Origin of the sequence: Phormidesmis priestleyi ULC007 (assembly GCF_001895925.1) — a bacterium.
GTDB lineage: Bacteria > Cyanobacteriota > Cyanobacteriia > Leptolyngbyales > Leptolyngbyaceae > Phormidesmis_A > Phormidesmis_A priestleyi_A.
On record NZ_MPPI01000010.1, the window covers coordinates 141,390 to 155,726 of the forward strand.

11 protein-coding genes are annotated in these 14,337 nt (G+C 46.9%); 9 read left to right on the forward strand and 2 right to left on the reverse strand.

What is annotated here, in order from left to right; all coding sequences use genetic code 11:
• Both BRW63_RS11230 and trpB read right to left on the reverse strand, forming a co-directional pair.
• On the reverse strand, window positions 1-1,953 hold a 1,953-nt coding region (locus tag BRW63_RS11230), incomplete at its 3' end, for a tetratricopeptide repeat protein (RefSeq protein WP_073071146.1).
• Between the two features lie 169 nt (window positions 1,954-2,122).
• A complete protein-coding gene (trpB, locus tag BRW63_RS11235) occupies window positions 2,123-3,433 on the reverse strand; it encodes a tryptophan synthase subunit beta (RefSeq protein ID WP_425320463.1) in 1,311 nt (436 codons plus the stop codon).
• 1 nt (window position 3,434) lies between these two features.
• Here trpB and BRW63_RS11240 point away from each other — a divergent pair, with 1 nt between their 5' ends.
• The 9 genes from BRW63_RS11240 to BRW63_RS11280 all read left to right on the forward strand — a co-directional run bounded on the left by BRW63_RS11240 (window position 3,435) and on the right by BRW63_RS11280 (window position 14,144).
• Window positions 3,435-3,800, forward strand: coding sequence for a translation initiation factor (locus BRW63_RS11240; protein WP_073071148.1), 366 nt, complete (start codon window positions 3,435-3,437; stop codon window positions 3,798-3,800).
• A gap of 173 nt (window positions 3,801-3,973) precedes the next feature.
• Entirely contained in the window at window positions 3,974-4,342 is a 369-nt protein-coding gene (locus BRW63_RS11245) for a hypothetical protein (RefSeq protein WP_143162044.1), read from the forward strand.
• A gap of 176 nt (window positions 4,343-4,518) precedes the next feature.
• Window positions 4,519-6,315, forward strand: a complete 1,797-nt coding sequence (locus tag BRW63_RS11250; protein ID WP_073071151.1) for a glycoside hydrolase family 10 protein — start codon at window positions 4,519-4,521, stop codon at window positions 6,313-6,315.
• A 77-nt stretch (window positions 6,316-6,392) separates the two neighbouring features.
• The gene (locus BRW63_RS11255) at window positions 6,393-7,979 is read left to right on the forward strand and encodes an FAD-dependent oxidoreductase (RefSeq protein WP_073071153.1); all 1,587 of its coding nucleotides are present in this window, start codon (window positions 6,393-6,395) and stop codon (window positions 7,977-7,979) included.
• Window positions 7,980-8,214: 235 nt separating this feature from the next.
• A complete protein-coding gene (locus BRW63_RS11260) occupies window positions 8,215-10,038 on the forward strand; it encodes an ABC transporter ATP-binding protein (RefSeq protein ID WP_073071154.1) in 1,824 nt (607 codons plus the stop codon).
• A gap of 11 nt (window positions 10,039-10,049) precedes the next feature.
• Window positions 10,050-11,261, forward strand: coding sequence for a glycosyltransferase family 4 protein (locus BRW63_RS11265; protein ID WP_073071156.1), 1,212 nt, complete (start codon window positions 10,050-10,052; stop codon window positions 11,259-11,261).
• A 14-nt stretch (window positions 11,262-11,275) separates the two neighbouring features.
• Window positions 11,276-12,247, forward strand: coding sequence for a glycosyltransferase family 10 domain-containing protein (locus BRW63_RS11270; protein WP_073071158.1), 972 nt, complete (start codon window positions 11,276-11,278; stop codon window positions 12,245-12,247).
• 8 nt (window positions 12,248-12,255) lie between these two features.
• The gene (locus BRW63_RS11275; protein ID WP_073071160.1) at window positions 12,256-13,242 is read left to right on the forward strand and encodes an Npun_R2821/Npun_R2822 family protein; all 987 of its coding nucleotides are present in this window, start codon (window positions 12,256-12,258) and stop codon (window positions 13,240-13,242) included.
• Window positions 13,239-14,144, forward strand: a complete 906-nt coding sequence (locus BRW63_RS11280) for an Npun_R2821/Npun_R2822 family protein (protein WP_073071162.1) — start codon at window positions 13,239-13,241, stop codon at window positions 14,142-14,144. The genes BRW63_RS11275 and BRW63_RS11280 overlap by 4 nt, the downstream gene beginning before the upstream one ends.
• Window positions 14,145-14,337: the final 193 nt, after the last annotated feature.

Below are 14,337 nucleotides of genomic sequence, written 5' to 3' on the forward strand. Positions count from 1 at the left end.
AGGCATTGCCGCTAAATAGAACTGAATTGGAAACAGAAGTCTCTGAGGGTTATTGCCTTCTCTGACTGCCAAGACGACAAGATGCGCGGCTCTCGCTTCGGGATAGTCTTCTTTGACATTCGCAATCTTCAACATATAGTCACTGACTAATGCCGCAATTCCTTTTTCGCGCTTGGCAAACAGTTGGATGGAAAGCGCGATCGCTTCCGCTACTGGAATCTGATCTTTAGTAGACAATCCTTGCAGCAATGCTTCCCACTGCTCGGTTGCTTTTGCCTGATCGAGAGAAATTTTTCCACTCGACGTGAGATTCCCTTGCGTCGATTCGACAAAGATCTGACAGGCACGCACCGCCGGATCATTGGCGCTAGCACTTTGAACTAGACGACTGTAAAACGGATAGCTGCGAGTTGAAAGGGCATCGATCCAAGGAGCAAGCTCGATATCTGTTTCGGCATTCAGATCCCCAAAAAACTTTCCATAGCGGCGACGAGCTTCATTTACTGCGCCCGTGTTTCCTAGCTCTCGCCAGCAGTTTAGCAATGCTTCATACACTTCTTCATAGCGACAGCCGCCCTCGATCGCTTGAGTTAAAAGATCGATCGCGTCTTGAGTCTTTCTCTCATCCGCTGCTAACAGTCCCTTCCGCCCCAATACTTCCGGCGAAGTGGGATAAATGCGTTCCGCTTGCTGAACCTCTCCGATCGCAGTTCGGGTTCGCCCCATTGAAACCCAAGCATCGGCAAGGCGACAGTGCGCGTGTGCTAATGTCAGCTTTAAACGCTCCTCTGCCCAGTTCTCAGGGTGTTTCTTGGCATCTTGTTCGATCCATTTTACTAAGCGAGTCAATAACCGTTGTCGTTCCTGTCCCGCGTCGTTAATTTCTAGCGCTTCTAGAGCATTCACTACGAGTTGAGGATTCAATGACTCATTTAGCAAAGGTTGCCAGAGTTGAACAGCACATTCGGTTTCGCCTTGAGTGAAGGCTTGTTGCCCTGCCAAAGTTAGGAGCGGCGATCGCAGGTTTACCAATTCAGGAAATTGTTTAGACTGCCTCACTTTTAGCAACGCATGTCCTGCATCGTGATAGTTGCCCTGATCAATCAATTGCACCACCGCCAAAGCACTCAGCAGTTCTTGAGCCGCTTGATCGGTTTGTTTGACCAGAATATTTTCGATGTCTCCCGTCTTTGCCTGCTGGAAGATAGCTAATCGCGTCAAAATCGGATGATCGAGAAACTTGGGTTTGCCATAAAACGCGCCCCACACTGAAGGTGCAGCGAGTCCTAATTTGGCGGCGGCAGCGTCCCAGTTTCCGATCGCTTGCTGTGCATAAACGACCCAAGCATCTGGCAAATCTTTTGGCGTGGCCGGACGCTTGACCTTCTGAAACGAGGTCAAAGCCGTCTCTGGTTCGCCGTTTTTAAGCGCTAACACTCCGCGAACCCAATGAAGCTGCGGGGCGCTAAACCGCTTGGCTTGTTTTGTGATCAACTGCTCAACCGTTTGGGTATCGCCTTTGAGTAACAAAAGTTTTAAGTAGCAGATGGCAAACTCTTTGGGGAGCGTTCCTTGTTCAAAGGCAGGGCGGATCAGATCTAAGGCAGCATCCAATCGATTGAGAGAAACCAGACATTTTGCTAACCAGTAATGCGCTTCCCCAACCAATCCTAAGTTCAGCGCTTGCCGGAATGAGCTTTCCGCTTGCTTAAAATCGGCTTTCTGGAATTCTTGTTGACCTCGCAGTGACCAAATCTCAGCTTCTGTTGGCTTAAACGCAAGATCAGGCTGAGTGCGTCGAACTTTTTTAATTTCTTCGATCGCTTGACGATATTTCTTTTGGGTCAACAGCGATCGTAGTTGCCCTTGAAAGGCATCTTCCACATTGCCAACCGCAGCACTCGGCTGAGTTTTTGAGTTAAACCGATGTTTTGCCACAGGGGTTTTCTCCATGATTGAATGCCAGAACTTAGTTTTACACCTAATTTAGGAGTCCTTGGAATCAGTCACTCTCAGCCTATCTTAATCTTGTCGCTACGGCTAAATTTCTCAATCTTTTACAACTTACTCGCTGATCGCGCAAAATAATCTACAGATCGGATTACGCGATCGACAAACACATTTATGGATTGAGAGTTTTAGAAACCGTCAGCACGTCTTTATCACCGCGACCAGAGCAGTTGATCACAATACGAGGGCTGCCAGTCAGTTGAGGACAGAGCGTGTCAAGATAAGCGATCGCGTGTGCCGTCTCTAGTGCAGGAATAATTCCTTCTAGCTGCGATAACTGCTGAAATGCATCTAACGCTTGCCGATCGGTCACGGCGTAATATTCGGCGCGTCCGAGTTCCATTAAGAAGCTGTGTTCGGGTCCGACTCCTGGATAATCTAAGCCTGCACTGACTGAATGCGGCTCAATCACCTGACCGTCTTCATCTTGCAGCAGATAGCTCATTGCTCCGTGCAAAACGCCGACTCGCCCTTTTGTCAGCGTCGCTGCGTGTTTTTCGGTTTCGACTCCGTGACCTGCCGCTTCGACCCCAATCAGACGAACAGTCGGCTCGTCGATAAACTCGTGGAACAGCCCGATCGCATTCGACCCACCCCCCACGCACGCCAGCAAAATATCCGGCAAGCCGCCCCACTTTTCTTGTGCCTGAACGCGCGTCTCTTGACCAATCACCGCATGAAAATCGCGCACCATCATAGGATATGGGTGCGGCCCCGCGACCGAACCAAGAATGTAGTGTGTTGTCTCTACATTTGTCACCCAGTCTCGAATTGCTTCAGAACACGCATCCTTCAAGGTTCCTGTGCCTGATGCGACGGGGCAAACTTCAGCACCCATCAATCGCATCCGAAAGACGTTGAGCGATTGCCGCTCCATATCCTGAACACCCATGTAGATGATGCACTTCAGCCCAAATCGGGCACAGACGGTTGCGGTTGCTACCCCGTGCTGTCCGGCTCCGGTTTCAGCAATGACACGCTGTTTGCCCATACGTTTTGCGAGTAGGGCTTGAGCTAAAGCGTTATTAATTTTGTGTGCCCCGGTGTGGTTGAGATCTTCTCGCTTGAGATAAATCTGGGCACCTGTGCCGTCGGGTCGTGCGTAATGCTCTGTGAGTCGCTCTGCAAAATATAGGGGACTGGGGCGACCCACATAATCGCGCAAAAGCCCTTGCAGCTCTTGCTGAAAATCGAGATCGTTGCGATATTGCTGATAGGCTGCCTCTAGCTCAAATAGGGCAGGCATCAGGGTTTCAGGGACATACTTCCCGCCAAACTTGCCAAATCTTCCGAGAGAGTCGGGGCGGTTTTGGGGCGAAGAATCTGTTTGGAGACTGCGAGGAAGCGGTGTAGTCGTCACGATCGCTAGATGAGTGTAGAGGACAGCCTCTATTATAGAGGTCGGCAGTTTTCCTGTTCTCACTATGGCAGTTTCAAAACGCAAATCTTCTCAGTCTGGTGATTCGCCTAAAGATAAAATCGTCTATTCTGAGTTTGGCAATAGCAACTCAGAGGCTTTGCAGCGTGGGGTTCCTGACTTGCCGCCCAATCAGCAAAATTTGAGAGTGCAGGTGTCTCGCAAAGGTCGCGGAGGAAAGACCGTCACCGTGATTACTGGATTTCAAGGAAAAGCCGAAACGCTTAGTGCGTTGCTGAAGACGTTAAAAAATCAGTGCGGAACAGGTGGCACCGCTAGAGAAGAGACGTTGGAGATCCAGGGCGACCATGCTCAAAAGTTGGTGCAGATCTTGGTGCAGTTAGGCTACAAGGCGAAGATTAGCGGCGGTTAGATAGCACTCTTTCGCAATTTAATCTTTGATTCCTGACTAATCTCTTCTTAAAGAGAGAGCTTTGCGCTTCACACTTCTACCGAGAGCGTGAGGATTTTTAAGGCACGTCTGACGATAATTTGAGACGTTCATGAAATACGGCTGTCGTTTTAGCTAACTTTTGGAGAATTGTCATGGTAAAGAATTTGAACGATATGAAAGATCAAGATCCTGACAATCGCGATCGTCTTGCTAGCCAAAATGATGACGCTTCAGCTAATCAGTTTGGAACGGGTTATGACGGCGTAGATCCTGACAGCCAAAAGTCTGACGATCGTACCAATCAATTTGGTACGGGCTATGCTGGAACGCCTCCAAGCACTAGTGATGATGCCAATCAATTTGGTACGGGCTATGCTGGAACGCCTCCGAGTACCGATAATCGTGCCAATCAATTTGGCCTAGGCTACGGCGGAGTCGATGATTCTGTGATTGAAGATCCTTACGGAGATCGGGCAGACGAGCAAGACTTAGACGACCTCTATGTTGATGTGGAGCGGTAGGACGATCGAGATTTACAGAACGTTTTTAAATGATGGGTAGAGGCATCGAATAGTGCTTTTGCCCATTATTTATTTGTATTGCTGTGAACCTCTTGTTGCTACAGTCGTCTTAAAGTATTGGAATCCTACTTGAGACTTTTGTAGCTTCCTCAACAGAGTCGCTTTGCAATATTGAAATGTTAAATCTCCGTCATTGGCAGTTTCGTTTGATCTGCCTTTTCGTTTTTCTGCTGACTGTAACGGGGGTGCTTTGCTCAAGCGTTTCACCCGCCTTTGCTCAAACTCGATTCTCTGATATTCAAGGTCATTGGGCGCAACCTTGCATCGAAGCGCTGACCGATCGTAAGATTATTAATGGTTATCCCGATCGGACTTTTCGCCCCAACAGCCCGGTGACTCGCGCAGAATATGCAGCTTTGCTGGTCACGGCTTTTCCGGGCGTGGTGAATGCCACAATTCCGAGTAGGGATATTCAATTTCGGGATATTCCGGGTAGATTTTGGGCGGCGGGTGCGATTTCGGCAGCCGTGAACGCAAATTTCTTTTCTGGCTACCCCGACAAGACCTTTCGACCCAATCAAAATATTCCTCGTGTGCAGGCGCTGGCAGCCTTAGCGAGTGGCGTGGGTTATGCCCCGAAGCAGCCTGTTGCTGAGACATTGGCTGTTTTTAGCGATGCTCAGAGCATTCCAGACTATGCAAAGAATACGATCGCAGGTGCCACCGAACAGCGCATCGTGGTCAACTATCCCAGCGTCAAACAATTGAACCCGAATCAGCCTGCGACGCGGGGAGACATTGCTGCTTTTCTGTGTCGCGCTCTACCGGGTACGACTGCTTTGGTGCCCGAGCGATACGTGGCTGGAAAGCCAGCAGCCCAACTGAGTGAGATTCGCGGGGTTTGGCTGACGAATATTGATAGTGATGTGATGTTTAGTCGCGATCGGCTCACCAAAACTGTCCAAGAATTGGCAGACGCAAATCTCAACACCCTCTATCCAGCCGTGTGGAATTGGGGCTACACGCTCTATCCTAGCGAGACGGCAAAACAAACGATCGGAGTTGCCTATGATCCGCGACCCGAAGCGGTGGGGCTGAACGATCGCGATATGCTCAAAGAATTTGTTGAACAGGGACACCAACGCAAATTGAGTGTGATTCCGTGGTTTGAGTTTGGGTTTATGGCACCTGCTGACTCGGAGCTAGCGCGGCTGCACCCTGATTGGTTGACTCAGCGATCGGACAAAACGCAAATCTGGCAAGAAGGCAAATATCCGCGTGTGTGGCTCAACCCGTTTAAGCCAGAGGTGCAAAAGTTCATTTCTAGTTTGATTCTAGAACTGGTTAACAATTACGATATCGATGGCATTCAGTTTGATGATCATTTTGGACTGCCGTTTGAATTTGGCTACGATAACTTTACGGTTGCGCTTTACCAAAAAGAAAACGCAGGAAAATCTCCGCCAGCGAATGCCCAAGACCCAGCTTGGACAAAATGGAGAGCCGATAAAATTACAGCATTCATGACGCAAGTTTTCGAGTCTGTTAAAGCTCGAAAGAATCACGTTTTGATCTCTCTGTCGCCCAATAATTACGATTTTTCTTACACGCATTCGTTGCAAGATTGGCGCACTTGGGAACAGACGGGATTGTTAGAAGAGTTGGTTTTGCAAGTCTACCGAGACAGTCTTCAGGGATTTGCAGATGAATTAATGCGTCCCGAAGTGCAGGCAGCGCGATCGCACATTCCAACCGGAGTCGGCATTTTAACGGGACTGAAAGATCGTCCTGTTGCCTTTAAACAGATTCAAGATCAAGTTCAAGTTGTTCGCGATCGTAAGTTTGCCGGAGTCTCGTTCTTCTTCTATGAGACGATGTGGAATTTATCAGGGGAGACCGTTAGCGATCGGCGTTCTGCCTTCGCGAAACTATTTTCTACGACGCTCTATCGACCTAAATTTCCGCCTGATTAAAGAGTTTTGCGAAATTCATCCTCCCATCGCTGGATTTATCTCTAGAATCGATTCAGTATTCGGGAGTTACCTTCGTCATGACTACAGCCACACCTTCTACCACCCGCACCTATGACATTATTTGCTTTGGAGATGAAGTCCCCGGACTGTTAGCGATCGTCAGCGCGGCTAGAGAGTTTCGCCGTCGAAGTAAAACTGGCAAAAATCCTAAAACGCTAGTGATGTTTAAAGGCAACTCGCCCGATGGTGTGGGTGGGCACTTGGTCAGAGGCGGGTTGGCATATCTCGATCGGACGCACGTCCCAGACGACATTCGCAAAAAACTGGGCTTGTCTATGTTTGGTGACCCTGCATTCCTTTATAAAGAATTTTTGCAGCGATCGGGCGTGACCGAAATCGCGCTCGACCCTGGCAAAGCCGATGCTGCACTGCGAAAGATGTTGAGCGAAGCGGGCACCGACATTATTAGCCGCATTGAGATTCGATCGGTGCTTATAAATGACTCAAAAATTGCGGGAATTCTGCTAGATAACGGCACCACGTTTTTAGCCAAACAGTTCATCGATTGCACGGTCAACGCAGAATTGGCGCAAGCTGCGGGGGCAAACAAGCTAAAGGGCTTTGGCACTTTTGGGTTGCCCGGATCAGAACTGCCCGTAACGCTCACCTTTGAGACTCAAGGGCTGACGATGACGCGGCTTAAACAAGTCGAGTTAGACTACCTAAAGCGCTTGACCGACCCCAAAGATGTCCAAGCTCAAAAATTTATTCAGATTGCGGCTGGCGCTGATTCCAAGCTGGCGGATTGGTTTAAAAAAGATTTGCTCGATGACAAGGGTCAGTTGAAAACGATGCACGTCGGCTCTGACCACATCGATGTTCGCTGCAAAGCACTGTCGATCGTCTATCACGCTTTTCGAGGCAAACAGTTTGTGCTCTCTAAGAGTGGTGCCATTTTTGACGCAGCCAATATTGCGATTCTTCCGGGCGGCAGACTGTCTTGGAACGCTCTGCTGTGCAGTGTCACTGGCTCTCAAGCCGAAGTGATCGCTCGATCAGCCGCAAAGCCGACTCCTGAGATCGTGGCAGAAATGACGTTTGTTGATCGCTTCATGAAGAGTTTAGGAGCCACAAGTGTCCGACCTGCCAAAGAGCTTTATATCCGTCATGCCGGAAATGTGACTGGGGTGGTTGAGCCTCTGAGCGGCGCTCGAATGCTCGAAGGCGGCACCTTTAAAGATGACGCGATCGGCACATTTGGCTATGCCTTAGACGTGCGGGGAGGCATTGACGGATTAGGTCTAAAAGCCCATGCCCAAGGCTTTCCCAGCATCAGCTTTCACAAATCGCCGCTCTTTAACATTGGCATTCGTCATGCCTTGCTAAAATCGGTTCCCAATCTGGCTGTGGTTAGTCCTGCATCAGGCTTTGACGGCTATGGTTGTGCGGCTGGCAGAATTGTAGAATTTAATGTGGCGGTCGGTCAGGGTGTCGGAATCGCCGCAGCGCTAGCGATCACCACCAATCGGGATTTGGCGACGATTTCTAATCTTGAGGTTAGGCAAGTTCTTAAAGCGATCGGAAAAGAGCCGATCATCTACGGCAGAAGCTATACCCTCGAAGCGACCAACTTGCGAGATTTTGAGACGAGCATGATGGCATAAGCAAGGAGTCTCACGACTAGAGGGGCGAGGGTTTTCTCCGCAAGTTTACGCAACGTCTCCGTCTTTTCACGGTGATCGTTCGTAAAAGTTTTAAATTATTTTTGCGATCGCTCGATAACTTCCGCTAAAGATCGGGATAAATAAGTAAGTGGACAAAACTAAACTTAAGACCCTCACCCCCAGCCCGTCTCCCACAGGCGAGGGGAGCAAGATTCAAAGTCTTTCAAAATCTCGCATGTCTCCTAACAAACTACTCCTAAAATTTGCCCTTCAGCACCCGATTTGGGTGGCTCTCACGATCGTTCTTGGATTTTCAGGAGCGCTGTTTAATGGAGTCAGCACCGTTCTGATCGTGCCAGTGATTTTGGGATTTTTAGGGCAAGACATTAGTCTTAAAGGAGTACCGCCCGTTTTACATCCCATTTTCTCGGCTTTGAGCGGGGGAAACAACTCGAATTTGCTGTTGATGATGGGCGTAATCTTAATTGCGATCGCCCTCAAAAATGTCACCACTTATGCCAGCACTTTGGCATCGAGTCATTTATCGCGATCGCTGGTCAACGAGATTCGTCAAGAAGCGCTAAAACTGCTTTTAGAAGTCGATTTAGATTTCTACGCTAAAACTAAAGTCGGCGATTTAATTAATCGTCTCGGTGGTGAAGTTGGGTTAGCTGCGAATGCAATCCGAATTGCAATTCAACTTTTGACCACTGCTATTACTATTTTGGTATTTGTGGCGTTATTACTGGCGATCTCGTGGCAATTAACGGTAGTGTCTACGGTGCTGTTGCTGTTTGTGTCGATTGCCAATCACTATTTTGTGGTTAGAGCCAAAAAATTTGGACAACAGCTATCTGATTCCTCACGCGAATATTCCATCAGACTGTTAGAGATTCTCAACGGGATGCGATTGGTCAAAGCTACGGGCAACGAATTGCGAGAATATCAGCGAATAGAAGACCTGATTCACGATCGTGAAAAAGCAGAATTTAACGCTCAAGCTAACACTGCCTTAATCGCACCTGTTAACGAAATGGCAGGAATTTTAACAGTGCTAGCGATCGTCATTCTCGGTCGAATGTTCTTTGCAACTCAGCTTGCATCGCTATCGACGGTGCTGCTGACTTATTTACTGATTTTGTTTCGTCTTTTGCCATTTGTCTCGCAGTTGAACGGAATTCGGGGCGGATTTGCGGGGGCGGCTCCTAGCGTTGCAGTGGTGCATGATTTTCTGCGCCGTGACAATAAGCCGTTTATGAGTCTGGGCACTCAGCCCTATCAGCGTCTGCAAGAGGGCATCCGATTTGAGGGACTTTCGTTTGCTTACCCTGGTTATGAAGGGTTGGTATTAGACCAAATCGATCTGTGGTTGCCCAAAGGAACAACGTTGGCGTTAGTCGGTTCATCCGGGGCAGGAAAGTCTACGATCGCAGACTTACTGCCCAGATTTTATGACCCCATTCGCGGACGGATCATGATCGACGATCGCGACCTCCGAGATTTAGACGTGCGATCGCTTCGTCAGTCAATGGGCATCGTCAGTCAAGATACGTTTCTGTTTAACGACTCGGTGCGTAACAACATCGCTTATGCCTGTGAGCAAGTCACCGATCAGCAGATTGTCGAAGCCGCAAAACGCGCTAACGCTTACGAATTTATTGTCAACTTGCCTCAAGGGTTTGATACTGCGATCGGCGATCGCGGCGTAATGTTGTCGGGCGGTCAGCGTCAACGTCTGGCGATCGCGCGGGCGCTACTGCGTGACCCTGATATTTTGATTCTCGACGAAGCAACGAGTGCGCTTGACACCGTTTCTGAGCGACTCGTGCAGCAAGCTCTGGATGAATTGAGCCGCGATCGCACCACGCTGGTGATTGCTCACCGTCTCTCAACCGTTCAGAAAGCAGATCAGATTGCGGTGCTTGATAAAGGTCAGGTTGTCGAAGTGGGCAATCACGAGAGTTTGTTGCAGAGACAGGGGCTATATGCCCGTCTTTACACGATGCAGTTTTCAGAAAATGAGCAGCCGATTTGCACTCAGCAAGTCACCGCAGAATAGAGGAGATTATTTTGAAAAAGCATTATCTTTTCTTCTCAAATCATTTGTCGCTTAAGCCAGATACGGCTCATGAAATTCACGATGTTTTGTGTGCAAATGCGGCTGCAAATCTTGGTTATTCGGCAGTGTTGACTTACCCTGATCAAACATTAGGTAGATATAATCCGATCGCGTGGATGGCTCCGTTCAAACTACAGAAACCCGATCGAGCTTTTGCAGAGTTTTATGACACTCAAGAGCATTTAAACATTGCTCCACTTCCGATGCCCTGGTTATCCGATCACACCTCTGACAAACTCACAAACTCCAGCACGATCGTTTGTAAATATTATTTGCCAATTCATATTCTGCCAACAATAAAGTTAGTTCATACTCGCAATTGGAACTTTGCCAAAGCTGCTATTAAAAATAAGATTCCGGTGATTTATGAGGCTCACTATTACCAAGAAACTCCGTTTGAAAAAGAGATTGTTTCGAGTCCTTTGTTTCAAGTTGCGATTACCCAATCTAAACTGACGCAAGAAAACCTAGTGCGGTGCGGAATGCCACCAGAAAAAGCCGTTGCGCTCCATAATGGATTTGAGCGATCGTTCTTAATTAGACAACCTCAAGAGGCTGAAAGTTGGCGGCGAGAATTATTAAAAGATGGAAGAAACCAGTTAGTTGTTTACTCTGGAGCGCTCTATCGATTTAAAGGTGTTGACCTTTTAATTGAGGTTGCTAAAGAGTTGCCTGAAATTCAGTTTGTAGTGACTGGCGGCACAGATTTTCAAGTTGACGCTTATCGAGAACTTTCTCAGCAAAAAGGCGTTGAGAACATCACATTCTTAGGCTGGATTTTGCCTCGTCAACGATTAGTGAGTTTGTTTCAAGCGGCTGATGTTTTGGCGCATCCTCACTGCTCTGGGAAGGAAGCCGATTTTACGAATCCCGTTAAGTTTTTTCAATATATTGCGTCTGGAACGCCGATCGTAGCGACCACGATCGTGCCTTTGCTGGAATTCAAATTGCCTCACTTAGCGATGGATTGGTGTGAGCCAGATGATCCGATCCAGTTCTCAGATTGTCTTCAATCTGCTCTCAAAAGATATCCTCGAAAGATTGAAGGATATGCAGAAAATATTGAATTTGGACAACAGTTTTCTTGGGAAAATCGCATTGAAAAGATTTTGAGCTATGTAGATGAAAAGATGCGACCTACGACCATAAATTTAAACTCATAAATAAGACTGGATATATGACTAAAAAGATTGTTGGAATGATTAGTAGCTATAGCGGACTAAACCCTAGCCCAGTTGATTGGCTTTGGCAACAAACTCCTCACCCGTTTGGAGTTTGGGGCAATGTTCAAATGTTGGCAAAAGCTGAAAAACCAGATTTTTTGCTGCTTTATAACTTTAATTCTTTTCCAGAAGTGCCCCAAAATACAAATTGGTTAAACGCGCAGCGTCAACAGAAACGCTATGAAAAAGAGACGCGATCGCTGCAAGCCAAACTGCGTGGAGTTCCTCAAGAGCGTACTATTTTTCTAATGCGAGAACCTCCTTTAGAGGAAGTTGTCCAAAAAAATATCGACTTTTATGAGAAAGCAAAACCTTATTGTGGACACATTTCGGGGCCTGATGACTTTGCGCCCGTCCCCGACTTTATGCCTGCAATTTGGTATGTGACCAATCCCTTTCACGACTTAGCAGAACGGCATATTCCAGAGAAAAAAAAGCCTTGTAGCTGGATTACATCAGGCATTAACCGCACTGCCAATCATCGCAAACGATTAGACTTTTTGAAACTGCTGCGATCGAGTCAGCTAGACATCGATTTTTATGGACGAGATTTGCCAGATTGGGCAGACTCAAAAGGCGCGATCGGCAATAAATGGTATGGCATGGCTCCCTACTATTACAACTTGTCGATCGAGAACTATGCTGACAATGATTGGTATGTTAGTGAAAAGCTATGGGATTCCTTACTGTCGTGGTGTTTGCCAATTTACTATGGAGGTTCCGCAGCCGATAAACTATTACCTCCAGGGAGTTATCTTCGGCTTCCTAGTTTAGATGAAAAAGGATTGCAATATATTCAAGAAGTGACTGCTACGCCAGACGCTTGGCATGAAGCAAAAGACGCGATCGCAGAGGCAAGACAAATCATTTTGCACAAGTTAAATCTCATGGAATGGGTATCGAATTTTTCTAAAAACTTTGCGTAACTTCGATAATGAAAAACGGTATTTATATTCTCGCTAATGATGTGGTTTATGATCAGCTTGTGGCGCTGCTAAACAGCATCGAAGTCAATGCAGGAGATTTATTTCCAGTCTGCATTCTCCCTTATGACGATCGGTTAGATAAAATTCGTCAAGAGATTCAAACACGAGAAAACGTTTTTCTATTTGAAGATCAAGCGTGCATCGATCGATGGGAAACCTTTGTGAGAGAAGTTTGGGAAACTCATCCAATCATCAAAGACACCTGGCGAAAAAATGGTGTGCTAGAGGTTTATCGCATGGGAATGCATCGCCGTTTTTGTGCTTTTGAAGGCATGTTTGAAAACTTTATTTATTTAGATGCAGATATTCTAGTTTTAAACTCACTGGAACCGATTTTTAACCAACTCAGTCAATCCGATTGTGTTGTGTATGATTTTCAGTACAAAGATCCAACCCATGTCTATAACGTAGGGTCTGAGAAGCTGTTAGAAACCTTCACGCGCGATCGTATTAGTTCCGAAATTTTTTGCGCTGGTCTATATGGGTCAAAACGGGGAATATTTAGCCAAGAAGATCTCGATCGACTGCTCAAAAACCTATCTCATGGAGAAGTTGAGCTTCTCTATTCAAAAGCTCCAGACCAAACGATCGTGAACTATATGATGATGCGCTCAAACCGCTCAATTTATAACTTTGCTTTAGAGTTACCTGCTGATCAAAGCACGGGTTGTTGTGTCACATCGCTGCACTTTAAAGAACGCGATCATTTGCTCTACGATCAAGGCAATCGGCTAACTTATCTGCATTACATTGGATTGGCATCTAGTTTATTTAGCCAACTTTGTGCAGGAAAAACGATCGACTTTCCCTATCAAGACATCTTTTTGCATTACCGCTATCTGCATGAACCTGAGAATCGACCTGCCTTAACCAATCGTTTCATCAATCGAATTCTTCAAAAACTTCAGTTAGCAAGACAAGGAATTTCATTATGAGCCGCGGCATTTATATTACTGCAAATGACAAAGTAACCGACCACGCGATCGCGTTGGTTAACAGCATTCGGGTTCATGATTTAGAAATCCCGATCGTGCTCATTCCCTATGATGACAATTATCACCAGGTTGCAGCGATTCTCAAAGAACGACATGGAGTGCGCGTATATGAGGATTTGGAGTTTATCGATCGCTTATCGAATCGATTACACGAGATCTTTGGCGGTGATTTTTTTGCGCGACCCAATCAATTTCGTAAGCAAGCTTGTTGGTTCGGTGAGTTTGACGAGTTCCTGTATATCGACACCGATATAGTTGTTTTTGAAAAACTGATTGACAACTTAAATTACTTCTCTGAATACGATTTTCTCTCTTGTGATTATCAGCATTTAGGTGGCATCAAAAACGTATTTACTCCTAAAGTTGTTGAAGATAATCTCTTCACCGAAAACGAACTTAAAGATATTTTTAATGGTGGCTTTTGGGCATCTAAGAAAGGCTTGATTTCTGAACAAGATCTCTACGATACATTTGCAGAATGCGCGGCTCACCCTGAATATTTTGACTTTTCTCAAAAAACCTCAGATCAGCCTATCATCAACTACATGATTCTCAAGCGCATTGCTCGTCGGTTTAATATCATTCGCAGACCCAATGGCGCACCGGGTAACTGGGCAGGCAGTTCACATTTTGTAGTAGATGGCGATTGCCTGATCGACCCCAGCGTTGACCAACCCCTGCAATATTTACACTGGGCGGGAATTCGCATTCAGCCCGGTTGCCCCTACTGGCAGATTTGGGAACACTACCGTTATCTTCACGAACCGAAGCCTCCTGAAACGCCACAAGTGATTAAGAAATCGAGCGTTTGGCAGCAGTTTGTGAGCAAAATAAGCCGTTAGGCAACTTCACCCATTTCAGCAGCCATTTCAATAGACCATAACCCATGTTAGATAAATTGCAAAACTGATCGCGATCGAGAAGCCAGGTTCCAGGTTATAAGGATTGGGAATTAGATAAAGCCGGAATTTGTGTAAGGGCATGGCACTGCCGCCCGTTACCATTGCAAATAACCGATATGATTTAATCCACGAT

Coding starts and splice junctions, on each gene's coding strand:
- BRW63_RS11240 (WP_073071148.1), top strand. CDS start 3,435: ATGGCAGTTTCAAAACGCAAATCTTCTCAGTCTGGTGATTCGCCTAAA.
- BRW63_RS11250 (WP_073071151.1), top strand. CDS start 4,519: ATGTTAAATCTCCGTCATTGGCAGTTTCGTTTGATCTGCCTTTTCGTT.
- BRW63_RS11280 (WP_073071162.1), top strand. CDS start 13,239: ATGAGCCGCGGCATTTATATTACTGCAAATGACAAAGTAACCGACCAC.
- BRW63_RS11245 (WP_143162044.1), top strand. CDS start 3,974: ATGGTAAAGAATTTGAACGATATGAAAGATCAAGATCCTGACAATCGC.
- BRW63_RS11275 (WP_073071160.1), top strand. CDS start 12,256: ATGAAAAACGGTATTTATATTCTCGCTAATGATGTGGTTTATGATCAG.
- BRW63_RS11255 (WP_073071153.1), top strand. CDS start 6,393: ATGACTACAGCCACACCTTCTACCACCCGCACCTATGACATTATTTGC.
- BRW63_RS11270 (WP_073071158.1), top strand. CDS start 11,276: ATGACTAAAAAGATTGTTGGAATGATTAGTAGCTATAGCGGACTAAAC.
- BRW63_RS11260 (WP_073071154.1), top strand. CDS start 8,215: ATGTCTCCTAACAAACTACTCCTAAAATTTGCCCTTCAGCACCCGATT.